This window comes from Cohnella endophytica, from assembly GCF_003628305.1.
Lineage (GTDB): Bacteria > Bacillota > Bacilli > Paenibacillales > Paenibacillaceae > Cohnella > Cohnella endophytica.
Map to the genome: position 1 here is coordinate 783,088 of NZ_RBZM01000004.1, position 21,053 is coordinate 804,140.

The window sequence follows — 21,053 nt, forward strand, 5'->3', positions numbered from 1 at the left end:
AAACGTTAGGCGAAATGCCCTAAGTGCAATACCAAAGGAGTGATTTTTATAGATATAAAGGTAAAGAGTTTAAATTTCAACCGGAGAATTGTTAAGATTGCAATTATTCAGCAGGGAAGCATTGGGATTGAGAATAATGTATACCCTGATACACAAATAAATCTTTATGGAGACAGCAAAGCGCTTTATTATTTGGGTGCTTTCTTTAATCTAATTCAAAGAGAAAAGAGCATGATTATTTATCTTCAAAGATCGTCTAATAATGAATCAGATATAGTTTTTTTCCATGGGACGAGTAATCCAATTTCCTTTAGTGATTGCATCGAAATAAGGAATAAAGCAACAAAATTAAAACACACTGAGTTGTATTCGTTAGAGATCAAGGAAGAAACAAGATCAGATAAATTGAAAGAAATCATGGAAATTTAAAGAACTGTATTCAATACGATCTGAAGGCCAAATTATACTTATGAGTTGTAATTCATTGGGGCTAAGGCTTGCTGAATTAATCTGTAAATCATTAATAGATACCAATGAAGGACATACACATTTTGATGATTTATCTACTAAGGCAAGTCTTGAACTAATATTAAGAAACAAAGATACGGATATGATATTTCAATGAAGAGGGCACTTCGCCTAACACCATGTTCACGCTTCGGGGCATTCGCCCCTCGGTCCGGCAGGAGTTAGATGAGGATTCGGAGAAGTATTTGCAGCAGCAGGGAAGCGGAATCAGCCGGACACATCCGCACCACCTAACCGCGTCGCGGCCGCCCCGTTGGGGCTTAAGGTGGTGGGACGTCGTGAACACAACAACGTTATGTGAAATCTCTCCTGCAGGGGAGTAAAGAAATGAAATAATTTATTATAATTGCGAAGGCCAAGAACGTATTTGTTAAACCGAAGTTCAAGAACTGCGCAGAAGTAGGAGAGACATCACATAACACCATATTCACGCATCGGGGCATTCGCCCCTTGGTCCGGCAGGAGTTAGATGAGGATTCAGAGAAGTAATAGGCAGTAGCAAGGATGATGAATCAGCCGGACACACCCGCACCACCTAACCGCATCGCGGCCGTCCCTTCGGGACTTAAGGTGGTGGGGCGTCGTGAACACAAAACGTTATGTGAAATTGACTAAAGGGGAGAGAACAATGAAGATCAGAATACTCTATTTACTCCTCTCAATAATAGTCATTTTAGTTCTTGGACTGGTTATTTGGAATCCTTTAATCTATAAATTTAATACAGAATTATTAGATTCATATGAACAAGGAAAGAATGTTTTATCAGAAGATTGGTATATAGTGACTTCTAAAGAAGACTTTCAAAACTTGGATCTAGATAATATTTATCTAGATGAAGAAAATCTCTTCAATGATCATTTTGTTGTGATCTCTAAATACAAAATTAAATCACTATATTATTGGAGAATAAGGGATGATTGTGCCTGCGGGCCTCCATATGGGGAAATAAAATTTGATAAGAAAAATAGTAAAGTAAGACACTTATATATTTATCAGACTGAAAGAAAATGGATATATCAGGCAACAGGGCTTTGAAAGTTTTTCTAAGTAGAGTCAACTTCACATAACACCGTATTCACGCTTCGGGGCATTCGCCCCTCGGTCCGGCCGGAGTCAGATGTGAATTCAATGATGCAATTGGCAGTAGCGAGGAAGTTTATTCAGCCGGACACACCCGCACCACCTAACCGCATTGCGGCCGCCCCTTTGGGGCTTAAGGTGGTGGGGCGTCGTGAACACAAGAACGTTATATGAAATTGGACCCGAAGCGACAGCGAATTAATGATAAGGGTTTGCGAACTATTGAAGAGCCATCTTAAATCAGAGAAGAACATGAAGTGAATTCAGGTTTCGAGGGATCTAGGAACAGCGTGGTTGGCAATAAAGGCAAAGAAAGATGAATGAAAACTAAACTGATATTTTGAAAAAAAATTAATTAATGAATGTCATTGTAGGAACAGGTGCCTGAAAGTAGAGGGTCAAGACATATTGTTTTGCGGGAAAAGGTGCCTGAAAGTAGAATGTTAAGACCTATTATTTTGAGGGAACAGAAGGTGCCTGGAAGTAAGGGCAAGAGAATTGGTTTTGAGAGTGGAACAAGAGGCAGAGATTGTCGGTGTCTAGAGAACAGCGAGATTGGCAATGAAGTGAAAGCATGAAGACGATTCGAAGAAGTAATCGAGAAGAAGATGGCGAGCGGTTGTTACATGTTTTGAGCTAGGTAGAGGTGGGATTTACTTTTTCAGAACGGGTTCGAGCCCGGAAGTTACTTAAGAGTTAGGCAAGCATGAGACGAAGGGTCCAACATCATATAACAACGTATTCACGCTTCGAGCCAGTCGGCTCTCGATTCGCCAGAAGTATGCGCTGGAAGTAAATTCAGGCGAACACATCTACAAGACTAACTGCGCGATGCGCAGCCGGTTCGAAAGACAGCTTCGCATGTCCCAATCTGCACCTTAAGTCTTTCGACGTCGTGAATACTGAAACGTTATTCGACAATTCGTTAAAGCTGAAAGGCGTGATAAATTTGTTGATGAATCAAGTCTTCTTCAAGAACAAAGTAACATTAAACTTGGTGATTTTCTTTTGTTATCTATTAATAATTCTTTTAAGTCTCATGGTTGGGGATCTTACTAAGTTATTAATAACCCTGGGTATCACATTTGTCTTTCCCATTTTGATGGTATATCTAAATTATTTACAAGATTCAAGTAGAAATCAAAGATTCTTTATTTTAAGTGTAATGAATTCAGGAATAATCATTTTCTTCTTTCAATATTTTGTATATCGATATGTTAATGTGGAATATTATGGTAATAATAATAGAGATCCAGAAGAGTTATACTGGGCTAATTTTTTTATTGCAGTACCATTAATAATATTATTAATATCAGGATTAATTGCTCAAATAATATTATTCATCAAGTCAACACAACGTTGAAGGTTAATCAGGCGGAACGAATCGTCGTATAACACCATGTTCACGCTTCGGGGCATTCGCCCCTTGGTCCGGCAGGAGTCCGATGTTGTTTCGGGGATGCAATTGGCAGAAGCAGAGAAGTGGAATCAACCGGACACATCCGCACCGACTAAGCGCATCGCGCCCGGCGGCTTCGTCGCCTTAAGTCGGTGGGACGTCGTGAACACATGAACGTTATACGAAATCACTTAAATCTTTTAAGATCAGGAGAACAATAATGTGGTTAGTTTTTTCTGAATTAGTACTATTATTGATATGGATTGGGATTAAATCAACCGTCTCCATTTTTTACAATGGAAGCAATCAGAAATCATATTTTATTCATTACCTTTATCATTCGTTTTTTGGTTTTCCAATCGTTTTTATTTTGATGTTATCAGTTTTGGTTATTTTTATAATCCAATATAAGATTAAAGATTTAAAGACAAAAAGAGCATTTAAGTTTCGCTTAATTACAAACAGTTTACGTATTTCAAGAATACTTGTCTTGTTATTTCTTATCTTAATGTGTATTTCAATGGGATATCAAATTCAGGAAGATATCAATAATTACATTTCAAAGCAAACCATTTCAGAGACTTTAATAATTACTGATTTCAAGTTATCTGATGGGGCTAGAATTAGTAAAAGTATATTACCCTATCAGATTCAATCAGAAGATGACATCTATTACCTGTATAAGAAAACTAAATTAGATAGACAAACAACATATACAATTCAATATTTCATAAATCATAGTAATGATAAAGTCATATTAGGGATTAAGGAATTGTAGATCAATCAAGGAAGAAGTGACTTCGTATAACACCATGTTCACGCTTCGGGCCATTCGGCCCTCGGTCCGGCAGGAGCTAGATGTGAATTCAGAGAAGTAATTGGCAGTAGCAAAGAAGCGGAATCAGCCGGACACATCCGCACCGACTAAGCGCGTCGCGCCCGGCGACTTCGTCGCCTTAAGTCGGTGGGACGTCGTGAACACAAGAACGTTAGGCGAAATGCGAAGACTTGATTAAACCAAAAACTCTAAAACAATAATTGCTGAAGGTGGGAGTTTAAATAAGAGACCTAAATAGATATATATGGATAGAAGCAGAACAATGGGCTGATGGACAATGGGATATTGGGGATGTAAATACTGACGTAATTGTAGTCTTTTCGAACCGAATGAAGTGGATAGCGAGCTTCTTTACATATAAGAACATATTGACTTTAAGAGAGAAGAATAAAGAAACAGGAGAGTTTATGAATGGAAACTATTTTTGGTCAAGCGATATGGTATTAATTGATATCGGAAGTAAGGAAAGAATATATGAAGTAATAAATTATTTAATGGAAAACGATCAGTTCCAAACAGTATTTACTAAGTATCCCGATGTTGATTCAACGGAGGATGAATACTACCCTGAAGGATTCTTCATAAAGAATGAGAATATATAACACCTTTTATTTTTGTAGGTAACTCAAGTGGCACATCGCCTAACACCATGTTCACGCTTCGGGCCATTCGGCCCTCGGTCCGGCAGAAGATAGATGTGGGTTCGAAGAGGCATTTCAGCTCCGGGGAAGTGAGTTCAGCCGGACACATCCGCACCGACTAAGCGCATCGCGCCCGGCGACTTTGTCGCCTTAAGTCGGTGAGACGTCGTGAACACAAGAACGTTATAGGAAATCAGCGCAAACCTTAATCAAAATCTAAGTAACTGGTGCAGCAAGCTGCGGGGAATCTTTCCCTCAGAGATTGAAGTACAGAGGTGAAGTCTTATGGTGGGCTTGATTATTTTCTCAGTGATCGTTTTTTTACTAGTTCTCTCAGGAGTTATAAGTAGAATTTATTTTGATAAACGGATAGATGAAGTAAAAACAAAATTAGAGCAACAATCTAAATATTTTAGAGACAGTTACAATGAAGAAACTTGGAACTCTTTTATTAGGGAACAACGATCCAAGGCATTTACATACCTATCAAGAAAAAAGAATATAAAGAAAAATATAGGTAAGCTCGGTGTGCTTTTCGGGGTAATGACTTGCATTCTTACTGGTATGGCAATGCATTTTACTAAGAATACGGATACAGTTTCAGATATAATCGAAGTACTAAAAAATAATAAGATTTTGAGTAATTCAGAATTTGAAAGAATATCAGCAAAGATTAGTATAAACAATTTGTTTTCCTCTGGAATACTTCTATATTCGGGGCTATCTCAAATGTTTTTGCTGTCAATAGTAGTTTATGATCTTTTTTTACCAGATAAGGAGCATTCGAAGTTACGTAAAGAGCTTGATAGAATAACAAATGAATAATTACAAATGCAATGTAGTAAATTCAAGAAGGCGCTGACATCCTATAACACCATGTTCACGCTTCGGGGGACAAGCCCCCTCGGTCCGGCAGGAGTTAGATGAGTATTCGGAGAAGTAATTGGCAGTAGCAGGGAAGCGGAATCAGCCGGACACATCCAACTCCCTAACCGCATCGCGGCCGCCCTTCGGGCTTAAGGGAGTTGGACGTCGTGAACACATGAACGTTAGAGGAAATTCCCGAGTTCAAATACGTTCGAAGTAGAGGATACGAATCACGTATTCTCTTTTTTAGTTATTCGTGCTACATTGTACCTAATATCTGGAAGAGAGCATCTTGAGTTCTGAAGCATCAAGTACCTACTCGAGAGACCTGGATATAAAGTAGATTAAGGCATATTTGTAAATCAAAAACGTAGTATGAGGCCTAGGAAAAAAACGTATTTTTAGATCAAGAACGTAATATGAGGTCTAGGGCAAAAGCGTATTTGTCACGAGCGTATTTGAAGGTCACGAGCGTATTTGAAGATCTAGTGATTATAAACATTTGTTTATAGACCCAAGAACTCGTTTGTAGTTTTATCAAAGAAGCGGGAACATCCTCTAACACCGTATTCACGCTTGGGCAGACAAGCTGCCTCGGTTCGCCCGAAGTAGAATTGCTGTGGGTAGAATCAGGCGAACACACCCGCACCGACTAACTGCGCAAGCGCAGCCGGACCTTCGGTCCTTAAGCCGGTGGGGCGTCGTGAATACAAGAACGTTAGATGAAATTACAGAAGTGCTTTAAGAAATCGATAAACTTGAAGAGCGGTGTTAACATGCAAATAAACTCTCGCTTTGTCGTTATTACCATTATTATCCTAATTTTATTTACTGGATGTAATTCAAATCAGAGACAACTAACAGAAACTACACGAACAGTCATAGGGAAAGAAGAGATGAATGGAAAATACATATTAGAAATCTCATCAATCAAAGGATCGGAGAAGAAAGAGATTGAAAAGGAATACTGGGAAACCATAAGAAGCTATGATTTAGTAACATTTAATAATAAGGGTCAACTGATACGAATAAATAATGAACCAATTCATGAATAATATTTAGTATTTCAATGATGTCTGTAACTTCATCTAACACCGTATTCACGCTTCGGGGCATTCGCCCCTCGGTCCGGACCGGAGTAAGAAGAGGATTCGGGGATGCAATTGGCAGTAGCATGGAAGCGGAATCAGCCGGACACACCCGCACCACCTAACCGCATCGCGGCCGGTCACTTCGTGACCTTAAGGTGGTGGGGCGTCGTGAATACAAGAACGTTATATGAAAGGGATGCAAATCCAAAACATAAAGAAGAAGGTGCTTCAATTGTTCAGACTTTTTAAGAAGAAAGCCATATCTTTTGAGGATCAACTCAAAAAACTATCTGAACTTGGATTCAGAATAAATGAAGGCATTGAGCCTGAGTTATTGCTTGAAGAATTCTCTCAAGTAGAATATGAAGAAGAGCCATATCAGTTATTAATGATTAGTTTAGGTGGAGAGATATTCAGAGATGAACAATTTATTGTCGTCTCGAATGATATTTGGCATTTAGATACTGAATGTATTGAAGATCACGGTGATTATAAAGTAATTATTGAAAGATTAATGAATATGACTGGTCTTGATATACGTAACATTAATGATTTTGTTGATATTGAGAATGAAGAAGCGTGGGTATCCTTCCAGTACAATGAGAAACAAATCAACTGGGATCTAAAGATCGATAATGATTGGTTAGACAGCGATATTTTCGATAAATTCAATCAATTAATAAGAAACGATACAAATAATAAAATTGTACTTTCAGTTTTGGGACAAGATTGCCTAATTGCATATCTAACTGATGATAGAATTAAAGAAGTAAACAAACTAATAAAGAATAAATTTGAATAGATTTTGATAGTAGTTCAAAGATGGCATCCCCATCATATAACACCATGTTCACGCATCGGGCCATTCGGCCCTCGGTCCGGCAGGAGTTAGATGTAGATTCAGAGAAGCAATTGGCAGCTGCAGGGAAGTGGAATCAGCCGGACACATCCGCACCGACTAAGCGCATCGCACCCGGCGACTTCGTCGCCTTAAGTCGGTGGGACGTCGTGAACACAAGAACGTTAGCTGAAATTGACCAAAGGCGTGAGAAACATTAAAAACGATACTAAACCGATATTTAGTTACTTAGGGTTCGGAATATTTTTCGCAACATTGCTAATCCATCTAATCTATAAATTCATAAAGATTACAGATGTGGGAGTAGGGATGCTTTTGTCCCTTCTAAATGCATTGTTATTAGTATTCACTTTGTTATGGAGTGTAATGGGGATAATTGAATTTTCATTATTAATGAAATCACACACTATTATCAGAAATTCATTTAGAAATAATGAAATCCACAATTTTGAATACAAGATAAAACTAAGAAGACAAAAAATTTATTTGTCAGTAAATGTAGGCTATTTAATTATTATCATATGTCAGTTTGGATATGTCATAAAAAACTGGGATGAAGTAAATATTTAAGTTTAAGTATTTTGATTGCAATTCAAAGATGCGGTCAACTTCAGCTAACACCATGTTCACGCATCGGCGGACGAGCCGCCTCGGTCCGGCAGGAGTTAGATGTGGGTTCGCAGAAGTAATTGGAAGCAGCAGGGAAGCAGAATCAGCCGGACACATCCGCACCGACTAACTGCGCATTCGCGCAGCCGGCGACGTTGTCGCCTTAAGTCGGTGGGACGTCGTGAACACAAGAACGTTATATGAAAGTCCAGAAGAGCAAACCCACAAAAAGAAGGTGGAAATTTGTCTCATCCATATCATGATTTCGAAGGAACACTATTATGGAATTTAATCAATAATGGAATTAATGATTTGTCAAATAATCAGGACATAAATGAAATGACTAGGCGAGAATACATTGTAGGGTACCTTTACAGTCAATTAAAGGACTTCATTAAGACAGAACTTGATGGAGCTGAGATTGTTGAATTATCTAATAAGGGTTCTTATGGATACATAATTGATGAAGATGGTAATGAAATTGAAATCTCGTATCTTGCAGTCTGTAATTATAAAGGGAAAAGTGAGTTTTATTTATTTGCTTGTGACAACAGATTTAATGTCATTGGAGATACAGTTCATAGTTCAATTGAAGAAGCAAAGGCGACTAAAAATAATGATTTTGAAATAAATTGGACGACAAGAATTTGATAGAAATTCGCTGGAGTCTGAACCTTCATATAACACCATGTTCACGCTTCGGGGCATTCGCCCCTCGGTCCGGCCGGGGTAAGGCAGCGGATTCGACTGGAGTAATTCAGCAGCAGGGAAGCGAATTCAGCCGGACACATCCGCACTGACTAAGCGCATCGCGCCCGGCGACTCCGTCGCCTTAAGTCGGTGGGACGTCGTGAACACAAGAACGTTATACGACATATCTGCAGAGCGAAATTCAATACAAAGGAGATAGTATATGTTTAAAAAGTTATTTGGAAAGAAAGAAAAAACAGGTTCTATATTTGTAATCCAGTTAAATGACAAGATCATGCCGATCGATAGAGGTGAATATTATGAGGACCCTATTGATGAGTTCTTACGAAAGAACAAATATGGTGAAGTTATTGGTGGAGGTACAATGCAAGCGGAATCTGGTGAAATAGTATTTTGTAATATTGAATTTCTGATTTATCAAGGTAATAATGAAGAACAAATAAATATGGAAATTATTGAAATGCTCGAGAAATTAGGTGCTCCTAAAGGGTCACATTTATCTAAAGAAAGCACAAATGAACAAATAAATCTTGGCCAAAAAGAGGGATTAGGCATATACCTAGATGGCACTAACCTTCCGGACGAAGTATATGCAGAATGCGATTCAAATATTGTATTAGCAGAACTTTCAAAACTAGTAAGATATGATGGAGAAGTCCAAAGATACTGGCAAGGGAATACTGAAACAGCATTATATTTTTATGGTGATTCATTTAAAGAAATGAATAATGCGATCCTGGAATTTACAAGCAATTATCCATTGTGTCAGAATGCTAGAATCATTCAGATTGCTTAGAGAATAGTAAGTAGATTCTGTTAGTTGATTCTGTGAAGGCAGATACGTCGTATAACACCATGTTCACGCTTCGGGGCATTCGCCCCTCGGTCCGGCAGAAGTCAGATGTGATTTCGAGGATGCAATTGGCAGTAGCAGGGAAGCGAATTCAGCCGGATACATCCGCACCGACTAAGCGCATCGCGCCCGGCGACTTCGTCGCCTTAAGTCGGTGGGACGTCGTGAACACAAGAACGTTATCGGAAATCCACGAGATCAACCAAAACCACTTATATACACTCATAATGAAACAGTTAGATCTTCATCTAATTGATTTGACTCTTTTTATAGAAAGAGATGTATTATTAAGAGATTGTGATGATAATGATTGGAAGTGATATAAGTGTGGAAGTTTCGCGGAAGCACTTCAAATGATTCATTTATCCTTGATGGAATTGATATCTTTAAACAGGAATGGATCAATACAAAGCAAACAATTGAAGTGAAGGATCCGTTATATAATCAATCATTTAATTTTTCAATTTGGAATGTGATAGTTGTAGGGCAGACTATAACTTTTGCTGCTGGGGAATTTTCAAATAATATTTTTGGAATTTATACAGAGTAGCATGATAATTTCAATCCGATTTTCCTATGATAACGATAATCCCTTGTGAGTTTTTCATGAAGTCGTGGACATCCGATAACACCATGTTCACGCTTCGGGCCATTCGGCCCTCGGTCCGGCAGGAGTTAGATGTAGATTCGGAGATGCAATTGGCAGTAGCAGGGAAGCGGAATCAGCCGGACACATCCGCACCGACTAAGCGCATCGCGCCCGGCGACTTCGTCGCCTTAAGTCGGTGGGACGTCGTGAACACAGGAACGTTATCTGAAATCATAAGCAAGATAGAGAGGGTATTCCATGGGTGATAAAAGTGAAGACGAAATAATTAACCAACTAGAAGATATCTCTCAAAGGTTTGAAGCACAGTATAATAAATTTATTAGAGATACTGAAGGCGAGAATTATTTTCAAATTATTCTTAGGGCGCATTTATATATTGAACATGAGTTAAGAATATTGTTGACCAATAACTTAAAGCATCCTGAAATCATTGGCGATAGAATTAAATTCACTGAAATTACAAGACTAGTTTTTGCGTTAGGACTCCTTCCTTTAGAAGAAATGCCTTCAATAAATAGGATAAACAAATTGAGAAATGCGTACGCTCATAATTTAGGATACGAAATTGATGAACGTGAAGTTAATAGTTTATTAGATTCATTAAGTGAAAAACAAAAGAGTAGTTTTAAGAGATTTAACAAAGAAACTAAAGACCTAATAACAATACTCAAGAATGCACTCTATATAATTTGGATCAATTTAATTGAAACAAATATAATCCCTAATCATATTAGAGACTATTTAAATAAACATGTAATTCCTAGGGTACTCGAAGAAGGCTTATGACATCAGATAACACCATATTCACGCATCGGGGCATTCGCGCCTTGGTCCGGCAGGAGTTAGATGTGGATTCGAAGAAGTAATAGGCAGTAGCAAGGATGTTGAATCAGCCGGACACACCCGCACCGACTAACTGCGCAAGCGCAGCCGGCAGCTTCGCTGCCTTAAGTCGGTGGGGCGTCGTGAATACAAGCACGTTATCTGAAATAATCGTAAAGCCTAAACATAATAAAAACAAAGGTGATTTGATTGTTGGATAAGTCGCTTCCATATTTAAATATAATAATGAAACGTAAAGCAGGAATGTCGATTCCCTATTCGCTATTACCTAACGAATTTTCATTTACCCTTTATAGGGATGGAGACGAAGTTAAATGGGCAGAGATAGAAACCTCTGTTGGAGAATTTCAATATGTTGATGAAGCTATAAATTACTTTCGAAATGAATATTTAACCTATCCTGATGAGATAAGGGAACGAGTAATCTTCATTAAAGACTCCGCAGGTCAATATATAGCTACCATAACTGCTTGGTGGAATTACACTCAAGACAGAAGAAATCCATCCATACACTGGCTTGCAGTTAAGCCAGAATATCAAGGATTAGGACTAAGTAAACCTTTAGTCTATAAGTGCTTAGAAGTATTGTTGAAAACTGAAGGGGACAACGAAGTATATTTACATACACAGACCTGGAGCTATAAAGCTATTGGATTATATTTGAAAACTGGATTTGAATTATTGAAGACTGAAAGTTTTGGAACCTATTTGAATGATTTTGATAAAGCCGAAACAATATTAAGAGATAGATTGAAAGACTTGTTTTGATGTATTTCAGGGAGACGATTACTTCAGATAACACCATGTTCACGCTTCGGGCCATTCGGCCCTCGGTCCGGCAGGAGATAGATGAGGATTCGGAGAAGTAATTGGCAGTAGCAGTGAAGCGAAATCAGCCGGACACATCCGCACCGACTAAGCGCATCGCGCCCGGCGACTTCGTCGCCTTAAGTCGGTGGGACGTCGTGAACACAAGAACGTTATCTGAAATATCAAGAAGTGCACAAAGTTCTAAACCGGAGGAATACAAATGACAAGAATTTTGGTTGTCTCCGACGAAGAATCGAAATACATATGGGATCATTTTGAACCAAAGAAATTTAAGAACGTAGACATTATTATATCGTGCGGCGATCTTAAATCGGAATATCTATCATTTTTAGTGAGCATGATTAATGCTCCTTTGTTTTACGTGCATGGAAACCACGATACCAAATACAAAGCAAATCCGCCAGATGGTTGCGAATGCATAGACGACAAGATCGTCATCTATAAAGGAATTAGAATTATGGGACTTGGAGGAAGTTACCGATATAGCCCCGGAGAACATCAATACTCAGAAAGACAAATGAAATGGAGAATCACAAAATTAAGACCAAGACTTTGGTTGACTAAAGGAATTGATATTTTAGTAACGCATGCTCCAGCATATAAGATTGGTGATGGGGAAGACTTATGCCACAGGGGATTTGAATGCTTTGTTGAATTTATTAGTAAATATAAACCACAATTATTATTGCATGGACACCAACATTTGAATTATGGAAGAAACCAAAGAATTCATAACTTCAAAGAGACAGAAATCATAAATGCATTTGGATATTACTTCATAGAACTTTAGTGGATATTTCAAGGAAGTCTTGATACTTCAGATAACACCATGTTCACGCTTCGGGGCATACGCCCCTCGGTCCGGCAGGAGTTAGATGTTGGTTCGGAGAAGTATTTGTCAGCAGCAGGGAAGCGGAATCAGCCGGACACATCCGCACCGACTAAGCGCATCGCGCCCGGCGACTTCGTCGCCTTAAGTCGGTGGGACGTCGTGAACACACGAATGTTATGCGAAAGCACTTTAAGTACGTTCAAAGAAAGAAGGATTAACTTATTATGAGTTGGGATGTCTCATTTATGAAGTTTCCAAATGCAATCAAAGAATTGGAAGATCTTAATGAAGATGTAATTGAATCGATGGGCAACTATAATGAAGTTGCTTCTATTTTAGTAGAGATTTTTCCTGATCTTGATTTTACAGATCCTACCTGGGGAGTTCTTGAAAGAACTGATTACTCAATTGAATTTAATATGCCAGAAGAAGACAATGTCACTTCATTTATGTTACATATTAGAGGCAATCAAGGAGCAATAGAAGCCCTAAGATCAATTCACAAAAGGACAGGATGGAAAGCCGTCGAAGGATCTGAAGGAATATTAAATTTAGATCTAAATCCCGAAAAAGGATTAATTGAATGGCAGGAATATAGAAATGCAATGATTAATCAAATTAAAACTAAGAAAAAGAAGTGGTATCAATTTTGGAAGTAATTCATAGAAGAAAGTGCCTTCGCATAACACCATGTTCACGCATCGGGCCATTCGGCCCTCGGTCCGGCAGGAGTCAGATGTGTGTTCGGAGAAGTATTTGACAATAGCAGGGATGCTGATTTAGCCGGACACATCCAACTCCCTAACCGCATCGCGGCCGCCCTTCTGGCTTAAGGGAGTTGGACGTCGTGAACACAAGAACGTTAGAGGAAATCAGCGAAAATCGTAAAGTTCTTTTATTTACAGCATTTCCTGCGGGAGGCCTGGTTAATGGTAAGAAATAAGTTCAAACAATGGGTTGAATGCAGTATTGAATTATTGAACAAAGAATTTATTTCTACTGAATTTGTGAAGCATAAATTAGACGAAAGTCATATTCCTAACCCATCTACAGGAGTAATTCATGAATCAGAAAATTGCCTTGGTCAGATAACTGTATGGGAATCAAGTCAAATGGAATATGAGGTAGTAAATATTGAAACCGAAGAGATGATCCTTTGGAAGTACTTCGAGAAGCTATCACTTGATTCGGATTTCAGTATTGTTTTGAAAGAGTATTTTGAAGTATTACAAACCGGTCTCAAACCATAAATGAGCGATGATTGAATAATGATTTTGAAAAACCAACTTTAAGTATACTCGAAGAAGTCGCTGACATCCTATAACACCATGTTCACGCTTCGGGGCATTCGCCCCACGGTCCGGCTGGAGTCAGATGAGGATTCGGAGAAGTAATTGGCAGTTGCAGGAAAGTGGAATCAGCCGGACACATCCAACTCCCTAACCGCATCGTGGCCGCCCTTTGGGCTTAAGGGAATTGGACGTCGTGAACACAAGAACGTTATCAGAAATTAGTGTAAGTGCTTTTAAGTGCATGAAGGGCGGAAACCATTTGATTACTGTAAAGACTCACATAGAGATTTCTGCTCCTATTCAGGTTTGTTTTGACTTATCAAGGGATATTGAAATACATACACAAACAGTCTGGAAACACACAAAAGAAAAAGCAATTATGGGGATTACAACAGGACTCATTGGATCAGGTCAAACCGTAACATTTGAAGCAACTCATTTTTTAGTACGACAAAGACTGACCTCAAAAATTACAGATTATAAAGAACCATATATATTTGTTGATGAAATGCAAAAAGGAGCGTTTAAGAGCTTAAGGCATGTACACGAATTCAAACAAATAGATGGAAAGACCTTAATGACGGATACATTGAATTTTGAAGCCCCATTTGGGATTATTGGTAAAGCAGTTGAAAGACTTATACTTAAGAAATATATGAAGAAGTTTTTAGAACATCGGAATTATCAATTAAAGAAACTAGCTGAAGAACATGTGAAAGCGGCTCGAGAGGACACTAACTTCTGATAACACCATGTTCACGCTTCGGGGCATTCGACCCTCGGTCCGGTCGGAGTCAGATGTGGATTCGGAGAAGTAATTGGCAGTAACAGGGAAGAATAATCAGCCGGACACATCCGCACCACCTAACCGCATCGCGGCCGCCCTTCGGGCTTAAGGTGGTGGGACGTCGTGAACACAAGAACGTTATGTGAAATACCATAAACCCTATGTTCAAAACCAATAAAACAAAATGCAGAGAAAAAGAGGGATATATCAATGACGTCGTTAAATGATTTATTTAAAGACAAACCAACAAAACTATGGAATCAAAGAATGATAGATTACGGTGATGACCTTTTTAATGAAGAGCGATTATTTATGTGTGATAAAGTTCTCGACGATTACTTAAACAATTTATTATTACTACAACCAACTAAAAATCAAGTGAAGATTATGAAGGCTGTAGAAGGAATTGTAATTGCCATCAATGAATTGAATGATGAGAATGACTATTTTATAGAAACGATGGAACGTGAAGAATTGGCAGAATTCATAGACAAGGCGGCAAGACTAACAGGATTAGAAATTGAAGATGGTCAAGATATTACCGAGGAATGGAGAGAATGGTGAATCATATTACAACAGATTTGTTAGTATAACTCGAAGAAGTTATAGTACTACGGGCCATTCGGCCCTTGATCTGCTTGAGGTGTTTTCGAAGAAGAAGACTCAGGCAGATACATCCATTCCCCTGAGATAAGAGATATCTATGGGGAATGGACGTCGCGAATACAACAACGTTATGTGAAACTCCGAGATCAAATAATATGAGATCAGGTGAAACATGCTAGGTATAAATTTTAATGTCCTAAACTTGCTCTTAATTATTGCTGGAAGCTTTATATTAAGTTTTTTTAGAACGGCTTTTAGATATTCATTATTTGTTGGATACAGTAAATCTGACAAGCTTCCAATTAAAACAATGACAAAGGTTTCTTTTCTACAAGCATTTACAATCTTCATTCCTCTGTATTTAATCTTAAGTGTAATTACAAATTTAGTATTAGTAATAATAATATCAATAATATCTTTATCATTAACTATCTATTTAGAATCAAAAATCACAAATGATCCTGATATTTATTAATTAAGTTTTTAGAGAGATATTTATTAACGATTCTTGAGTAACTCATAGAAGACGGAGGCATCACATAACACCATGTTCACGCTTCGGGGCATTCGCCCCACGGTCCGGCTGGAGTCAGATGAGGATTCGGAGAAGTAATTGGCAGTTGCAGGGAAGTGGAATCAGCCGGACACATCCAACTCCCTAACCGCATCGCGGCCGCCCTTTGGGCTTAAGGGAGTTGGACGTCGTGAACACAAGAACGTTATATGACATACCCCAACGGGCTAAGTTCATTTTTACATAAGCTTCCTTAGGCATTGGAATCATACTCTTTATTTATAGGGAGGGAAAGAATTGAAATTTGAATATTACAATGACACAGGTAGAGATATAAGCATTCATGCTGCAACTGAGTCATCAGGAATAACATGTGATATGAGTATTATAAAGCCACTGGAAACAAGAACATTCATAATACCTACCGATACATATCCTTGGGTAAAGATGTGGGATCATGGTGAACTGCTGGGACTATGTATCCTGGTATATGCTAAAAAGGACGAAGTAAATTAAGATCGAGAAATAATTTGTATTTCGATGAAGTGGGGTACGTCATATGACACCGAGTTCACGCTTCGGGCCATTCGACCCTCGGTCCGGCAGGAGTTAGATGTGAACTCGGAGAAGTATTTGGCAGCAACAGGGAAGCGGAATCAGCCGGACACATCCAACTCCCTAACCGCATCGCGGCCGCCCTCCGGGCTTAAGGGAGTTGGACGTCGTGAACACACGAACGTTAGACGAAAGTGATGATTGGAGGGAGTTATATGAAGGAAAGAACTCAGACTCTAGGTTTAGATTTAACAACTACTAAATTTTTAGGAACTCATGAAATTGCAGAACTAATTATCGAGAAACTGAAAATGTTGCCTAAAAAGTTTCAACCAACAAAATCTGAGTATTATTCAAGTAAAAATAAAGGGAAGTTCTCGATAGATAGCCCCTCAGAATTTTTTGATAAAGTGCCAGGCGAGTATCTATATGGGGGATATGCTTGGCTTTACAAAGTGAAACAAATCTTTAGTATTTATATCACATGGACAAAATGTCCTGAAAGTTTATCTTCAGATCCTACTTTAATATTTAATACGATATGGATTCATTTTGACGACGGGATCAGTCTACTAAATAATCAAAAGGAATTTCAAATTATCGAAAACATCTGGATGGAGTTGTGCAAAGATTTAGATGCTTGGTATGGGAGTTGTCACCTCTATAGTAATGAAATTAATAGTAATAGTTATTTGGGTTGGGGATTTGGAAGATGTATTCCTAGACTTCACTGGAAGACATATTTCGGGGAAGTATACAAGGCTTGTGTCCCTATTCAAAATATTAATTTCGAGGACACATGTAAAGTTGAACTATTTCCTAATAAAGGATTTCAAATAACAATTAATGATCTTCCAACAAATCTCGTAACACGGAACGATCTAGAAAGAAAAATAATTCATAAAATTGGTCAAACTTATTTTTGGAATGAACATGATAATCGATTAGATCCGAAATTTGAATATATAATTCCGAAATTAGATTTTTCAGAAGTGATATATAAAGATATGTAGCAACTCGAGAAGTCATCACCATCGTCTAACATCATATTCACGCTGCGGGGCATTCGCCCCTTGGTCCGGCCGAGGGATTTCAAGAAGGCATTTCAGCCGGACACACCCGCACCACCTAACCGCATCGCGGCCGCCACTTCGTGGCTTAAGGTGGTGGGGCGTCGTGAATACACGAACGTTAGGTGAAATTGGCCAGAACCTTGGAAAGTAGATCATTGAAGAGGTGTCTTATGATTTTTCATAGTAGCATCGCGAACAATCAAATCCTCAATAAATTTAATAACATTATGGGAATTACACTTATGAATAATGCTTCAAACACTTGTACAATTGAACAACATATCTCAGTTGCTAGCGTATTGTGGCCAGAAATAATTGAAGATGAAGACTGTATTTTTGTATCTCAATTTTATAATGGCAACATTTCAGGTCTGCGGCAGCAGTTTAATAATGATAGAAGGAAAGTCGAAATGTTTGTGAATAGTTGGTCAATTGGTGACTTCTTTTTGATGTCTAGTGATATATCAGTTCAAAACGAAGAAATTATTGATGAGTTCGCAAAAATATTGCAATTCTTCTGGAATTTAAGGGTTAAAGAACTATTCCCTGATAGAGAAATAATAGTTGAACTTGGAATTGAAATAATGGGGGAATTAGGACTGACAATAACGATGTATCAAGCTTAATCAATGAAGTGGCCAACATCACCTAACACCATGTTCACGCATCGGCGGACAAGCCGCCTCGGTCCGGCAGGAGTTAGATGAGGTTTCGGAGAAGTAATTGGCAGTAGCAGGGAAGTGGAATCAGCCGGACACATCCGCACCACCTAACCGCATCGCGGCCGCCCTACGGGCTTAAGGTGGTGGGACGTCGTGAACACATGAACGTTAGGTGAAATTGCTGAAATCATAAAAAACAAAGGAAGAACCTATGAAAAATTCAATTAATAAATATTTGTATTATATTGGTGTAGCAATTTTTTTAAGCTTTTTTGTTTTTGTTACAGTAAGTAATTTATTTGTGAAGACTCAATATACTCTTATTGTCTATGACAATACAGCAAGTAGTGGATTTCAGATTGAAGGATTGAAGGATCCTAATCATAGAATAAGTGGTCGAAGCTCTGGAATCCCAGGTCTTGGAATCCCGGATATTAGAATTAAAGTATTGCAAACACCTCTATATGTTTTAATAAAACAAAAAAATCAAAAAATTGAATTTGTAACTGACCAAATAAGTGAATTAAATGATTATCTATTAAATGAGATTAAATAATTTGTTGAGAATTTCGACGAGGTCAGCAACATCACCTAACACAATATTCACGCATCGGGGCATTCGCCCCTCGGTCCGGACTGAAGTTAGAAGTGGATTCGGTGTTGTGGCAGCAGCAAGGAAGCATATTCAGCCGGACACATCCGCACCGACTAAGCGCATCGCGCCCGGCGACTTCGTGACCTTAAGGTGGTGGGACGTCGTGAACACAAGAACGTTATGTGAAATTGCCTAAATGCTGAAGTGAAATCGGAGGAGTTATTATGTGGACTCCCTATGAAGTGGTTAGGAAACATCTCCATGATTTTCGTATTGAATATCGTTTTTATTCAAGAGAAGAAGGCGGAAGAAAGATACTTCCATTTCAAGGATACCGTTGTGATTTTTCATATGATGGTGACGATATAGGAACCACCGGTATTTATATGATTCACCCTGAATTCGAAGATGAAGATGGAAATGTACTTATTAATGACATTGAATCAGTAAATGGAATTGGAACTGCTAGAATGTGGATATTAATACCTGAGATGAGGAAGGAAATACATAATAATCGAATTAAACTTGGAGTCAAAGGATACTTTATGGAAGGCAGTAGGAAAGTCGGAGTAGTTAAAGTAATTGAAATTAACGGAATAATGGATAATGCAAATAAGATATTTTGAATGTTTTTCAAAGAAGAGACAACTTCACATAACACCATGTTCACGCTTCGGGCCATTCGGCCCTCGGTCCGGCAGGAGTTAGATGTGAGCTCGGAGAAGAAATTGGCAGCAGCAGGGAAGTAGATTCAGCCGGACACATCCGCACCGACTAATCGCATCTCGCCTAGCGACTACGTCGCCTTAAGTCGGTGGGACGTCGTGAACACAAGAACGTTATCTGAAACTACTCGAAGGCGGGAAGAACAATGACGGTAAAGCGTACCATAGAGTTCATTGATCAGGAACTTTCACGAACTTTGAATGATTACTATGCATGGTTTAATTTAAGTCCAGAATTGCTAAGTTTCAGACCCAATTTTGGATGGAGTATTGAGCAAATCTTAGAACACGTTACATTAACTAATCATTTTTTATTAATACTGATTCGTAAAGGTAAGAAAAAGGCAATAGAACATTCATTGAAAGTCGATATGATTCAAGCCATATCTAATTATCAATATAACTTAGGGGAACTTGAGAAGATTTCAGAGCATAAATCTTTTGCATGGATACGACCTGAGCATATGGAACCGAAGGGCGAAAAGACTTTAATTGAAGTTAGAGCAATATTAGAAGAGCAGATAAATGAATGTAAAGAAATACTTAACGAAATACCGAACGGTGAAGGAATATTATATAAGACGACAATGACAGTAAATGATTTAGGAAAGATTGATGTATATCAGTATATTTATTTTTTATGTCAGCATGCCAACCGTCATATCACTCAAATGCAAGGCGTGAAAGATGAGTTTAGTAAATTCAAGGATGCCGAGTAGCTTCAGATAACACCATGTTCACGCTTCGGGCCATTCGGCCCTCGGTCCGGCAGGAGTTAGATGTGGATTCAGAGAAGTAATTGGCAACAGCAGGGAAGCGGAATCAGCCGGACACATCCGCACCGACTAACTACGCATTCGCGCAGCCGGCGACGTTGTCACCTTAAGTCGGTGGGACGTCGTGAACACAACAACGTTATCTGAAACCACTGCTACAATATTAAAAACTATTCTTTTCGAATCAATAGCCAACTTTGAAGAAGACCAAAACAAAGTTGAGCAAAACATAAGATTGCTAATATTGAAATGGGTAAATTAGATCGATCTACTATGGAGAAAAAGATGATGCAAAAAACAGAAATTAATCCACAGAGTATCGATTCAAATAAATATTTTCGATTGGGTTTATCTTTGTTGTGAGCACTTAGAAACGTAAATACTGCCACCAAGTTGAGAATGAAAGGTAAACCTAAAAGAAAGATTTGAAGAATAGCATCTGTCTTAAGATAAAAAAGTTTATCTTGATTTATCTCACCTTGCATTGCATAAAAAATTACCATCATAGTGGTAATAATAGGACTTAATAATAGAACAAAATTATAAGTTAATAAATTATAAAGCCTTTTATTTTTACCATCGGGAGTTTTACTGGGATCTTTACGCCTTAATGTATAGCCAGCAATAACTATTCCAACCGCTGTTACAATTACACCTGAAAGGCCGGCAAACAAACCAATTATTATTGCGATTTGATCACTTAGAGAAACAACTGGATTTAATAACATAAAAAATACCTCTACTTAGTTAATTTTTAACAATTAATTATTGTTTATTATTCTATATTTGTCAATTCTATTGAAAAGTGCTTTTATCGTTTTTCTTAGAAGGCAGTGGCATCAGATAACACCATGTTCACGCATCGGGGGACAAGC

The 21,053-nt window shown here is 38.4% G+C and carries 21 protein-coding genes; 20 read left to right on the forward strand and 1 reads right to left on the reverse strand.

The window, feature by feature from the left end; all coding sequences use genetic code 11:
* The first annotated feature begins 1,156 nt into the window (after window positions 1–1,156).
* The 20 genes from D7Z26_RS10235 to D7Z26_RS10355 all read left to right on the forward strand — a co-directional run bounded on the left by D7Z26_RS10235 (window position 1,157) and on the right by D7Z26_RS10355 (window position 20,121).
* Window positions 1,157–1,564, forward strand: coding sequence for a hypothetical protein (locus D7Z26_RS10235; RefSeq protein WP_120976405.1), 408 nt, complete (start codon window positions 1,157–1,159; stop codon window positions 1,562–1,564).
* A gap of 2,689 nt (window positions 1,565–4,253) precedes the next feature.
* Complete coding sequence (locus D7Z26_RS27735) at window positions 4,254–4,448, forward strand: hypothetical protein (RefSeq protein WP_233566766.1); 195 nt, start codon at window positions 4,254–4,256, stop codon at window positions 4,446–4,448.
* Window positions 4,449–4,772: 324 nt separating this feature from the next.
* Window positions 4,773–5,312 (forward strand): hypothetical protein, encoded by a 540-nt coding sequence (locus D7Z26_RS10250; RefSeq protein WP_120976411.1) that lies wholly within the window; start codon window positions 4,773–4,775, stop codon window positions 5,310–5,312.
* Between the two features lie 1,356 nt (window positions 5,313–6,668).
* On the forward strand, window positions 6,669–7,247 hold the full coding sequence (locus tag D7Z26_RS10260; RefSeq protein ID WP_233566785.1) for a hypothetical protein: 579 nt from the start codon (window positions 6,669–6,671) through the stop codon (window positions 7,245–7,247).
* A gap of 909 nt (window positions 7,248–8,156) precedes the next feature.
* On the forward strand, window positions 8,157–8,564 hold the full coding sequence (locus D7Z26_RS10270) for a hypothetical protein (RefSeq protein ID WP_120976416.1): 408 nt from the start codon (window positions 8,157–8,159) through the stop codon (window positions 8,562–8,564).
* Window positions 8,565–8,826: 262 nt separating this feature from the next.
* Complete coding sequence (locus tag D7Z26_RS10275; protein WP_120976418.1) at window positions 8,827–9,420, forward strand: hypothetical protein; 594 nt, start codon at window positions 8,827–8,829, stop codon at window positions 9,418–9,420.
* Between the two features lie 382 nt (window positions 9,421–9,802).
* Window positions 9,803–10,027 (forward strand): hypothetical protein, encoded by a 225-nt coding sequence (locus D7Z26_RS10285; RefSeq protein ID WP_120976422.1) that lies wholly within the window; start codon window positions 9,803–9,805, stop codon window positions 10,025–10,027.
* Between the two features lie 297 nt (window positions 10,028–10,324).
* Window positions 10,325–10,873 carry a hypothetical protein gene (locus D7Z26_RS10295; protein WP_120976426.1) on the forward strand — a complete coding sequence of 183 codons (549 nt, stop codon included), beginning with the start codon at window positions 10,325–10,327 and terminating at the stop codon, window positions 10,871–10,873.
* A 249-nt stretch (window positions 10,874–11,122) separates the two neighbouring features.
* Window positions 11,123–11,698 (forward strand): GNAT family N-acetyltransferase, encoded by a 576-nt coding sequence (locus D7Z26_RS10300; RefSeq protein WP_199731690.1) that lies wholly within the window; start codon window positions 11,123–11,125, stop codon window positions 11,696–11,698.
* A gap of 262 nt (window positions 11,699–11,960) precedes the next feature.
* On the forward strand, window positions 11,961–12,551 hold the full coding sequence (locus D7Z26_RS10305; RefSeq protein ID WP_120976430.1) for a metallophosphoesterase family protein: 591 nt from the start codon (window positions 11,961–11,963) through the stop codon (window positions 12,549–12,551).
* Window positions 12,552–12,817: 266 nt separating this feature from the next.
* Window positions 12,818–13,252, forward strand: coding sequence for a hypothetical protein (locus tag D7Z26_RS10310; RefSeq protein ID WP_120976432.1), 435 nt, complete (start codon window positions 12,818–12,820; stop codon window positions 13,250–13,252).
* Window positions 13,253–13,522: 270 nt separating this feature from the next.
* Window positions 13,523–13,843: an immunity protein TriTu family protein gene (locus D7Z26_RS10315; RefSeq protein WP_120976434.1), complete on the forward strand. Its 321-nt coding sequence runs from the start codon at window positions 13,523–13,525 to the stop codon at window positions 13,841–13,843.
* A 235-nt stretch (window positions 13,844–14,078) separates the two neighbouring features.
* Window positions 14,079–14,630 carry an SRPBCC family protein gene (locus tag D7Z26_RS10320; RefSeq protein WP_325050444.1) on the forward strand — a complete coding sequence of 184 codons (552 nt, stop codon included), beginning with the start codon at window positions 14,079–14,081 and terminating at the stop codon, window positions 14,628–14,630.
* A 252-nt stretch (window positions 14,631–14,882) separates the two neighbouring features.
* Window positions 14,883–15,236, forward strand: coding sequence for a hypothetical protein (locus D7Z26_RS10325; RefSeq protein ID WP_120976438.1), 354 nt, complete (start codon window positions 14,883–14,885; stop codon window positions 15,234–15,236).
* An 853-nt stretch (window positions 15,237–16,089) separates the two neighbouring features.
* Complete coding sequence (locus D7Z26_RS10330; RefSeq protein WP_120976440.1) at window positions 16,090–16,308, forward strand: hypothetical protein; 219 nt, start codon at window positions 16,090–16,092, stop codon at window positions 16,306–16,308.
* 254 nt (window positions 16,309–16,562) lie between these two features.
* Window positions 16,563–17,360, forward strand: coding sequence for a hypothetical protein (locus D7Z26_RS10335; protein ID WP_120976442.1), 798 nt, complete (start codon window positions 16,563–16,565; stop codon window positions 17,358–17,360).
* A 230-nt stretch (window positions 17,361–17,590) separates the two neighbouring features.
* The gene (locus D7Z26_RS10340; RefSeq protein ID WP_120976444.1) at window positions 17,591–18,046 is read left to right on the forward strand and encodes a hypothetical protein; all 456 of its coding nucleotides are present in this window, start codon (window positions 17,591–17,593) and stop codon (window positions 18,044–18,046) included.
* Window positions 18,047–18,293: 247 nt separating this feature from the next.
* Window positions 18,294–18,638: a hypothetical protein gene (locus D7Z26_RS10345; RefSeq protein ID WP_120976446.1), complete on the forward strand. Its 345-nt coding sequence runs from the start codon at window positions 18,294–18,296 to the stop codon at window positions 18,636–18,638.
* A gap of 263 nt (window positions 18,639–18,901) precedes the next feature.
* Window positions 18,902–19,303 (forward strand): hypothetical protein, encoded by a 402-nt coding sequence (locus D7Z26_RS10350; RefSeq protein ID WP_120976448.1) that lies wholly within the window; start codon window positions 18,902–18,904, stop codon window positions 19,301–19,303.
* Between the two features lie 245 nt (window positions 19,304–19,548).
* Window positions 19,549–20,121, forward strand: coding sequence for a DinB family protein (locus D7Z26_RS10355; protein ID WP_120976450.1), 573 nt, complete (start codon window positions 19,549–19,551; stop codon window positions 20,119–20,121).
* Between the two features lie 227 nt (window positions 20,122–20,348).
* Here D7Z26_RS10355 and D7Z26_RS10360 read toward each other — a convergent pair whose 3' ends face one another.
* Window positions 20,349–20,906 carry a hypothetical protein gene (locus D7Z26_RS10360; protein ID WP_120976452.1) on the reverse strand — a complete coding sequence of 186 codons (558 nt, stop codon included), beginning with the start codon at window positions 20,904–20,906 and terminating at the stop codon, window positions 20,349–20,351.
* Window positions 20,907–21,053: the final 147 nt, after the last annotated feature.

Excerpts from the sequence above, each read along its gene's own strand:
- D7Z26_RS10235 (WP_120976405.1), top strand. The coding sequence starts at position 1,157 with ATGAAGATCAGAATACTCTATTTACTCCTCTCAATAATAGTCATTTTA.
- D7Z26_RS27735 (WP_233566766.1), top strand. The coding sequence starts at position 4,254 with ATGAATGGAAACTATTTTTGGTCAAGCGATATGGTATTAATTGATATC.
- D7Z26_RS10250 (WP_120976411.1), top strand. The coding sequence starts at position 4,773 with ATGGTGGGCTTGATTATTTTCTCAGTGATCGTTTTTTTACTAGTTCTC.
- D7Z26_RS10275 (WP_120976418.1), top strand. The coding sequence starts at position 8,827 with ATGTTTAAAAAGTTATTTGGAAAGAAAGAAAAAACAGGTTCTATATTT.
- D7Z26_RS10295 (WP_120976426.1), top strand. The coding sequence starts at position 10,325 with ATGGGTGATAAAAGTGAAGACGAAATAATTAACCAACTAGAAGATATC.
- D7Z26_RS10305 (WP_120976430.1), top strand. The coding sequence starts at position 11,961 with ATGACAAGAATTTTGGTTGTCTCCGACGAAGAATCGAAATACATATGG.
- D7Z26_RS10310 (WP_120976432.1), top strand. The coding sequence starts at position 12,818 with ATGAGTTGGGATGTCTCATTTATGAAGTTTCCAAATGCAATCAAAGAA.
- D7Z26_RS10315 (WP_120976434.1), top strand. The coding sequence starts at position 13,523 with ATGGTAAGAAATAAGTTCAAACAATGGGTTGAATGCAGTATTGAATTA.
- D7Z26_RS10325 (WP_120976438.1), top strand. The coding sequence starts at position 14,883 with ATGACGTCGTTAAATGATTTATTTAAAGACAAACCAACAAAACTATGG.
- D7Z26_RS10335 (WP_120976442.1), top strand. The coding sequence starts at position 16,563 with ATGAAGGAAAGAACTCAGACTCTAGGTTTAGATTTAACAACTACTAAA.
- D7Z26_RS10340 (WP_120976444.1), top strand. The coding sequence starts at position 17,591 with ATGATTTTTCATAGTAGCATCGCGAACAATCAAATCCTCAATAAATTT.
- D7Z26_RS10345 (WP_120976446.1), top strand. The coding sequence starts at position 18,294 with ATGAAAAATTCAATTAATAAATATTTGTATTATATTGGTGTAGCAATT.
- D7Z26_RS10350 (WP_120976448.1), top strand. The coding sequence starts at position 18,902 with ATGTGGACTCCCTATGAAGTGGTTAGGAAACATCTCCATGATTTTCGT.
- D7Z26_RS10355 (WP_120976450.1), top strand. The coding sequence starts at position 19,549 with ATGACGGTAAAGCGTACCATAGAGTTCATTGATCAGGAACTTTCACGA.
- D7Z26_RS10360 (WP_120976452.1), bottom strand. The coding sequence starts at position 20,906 with ATGTTATTAAATCCAGTTGTTTCTCTAAGTGATCAAATCGCAATAATA.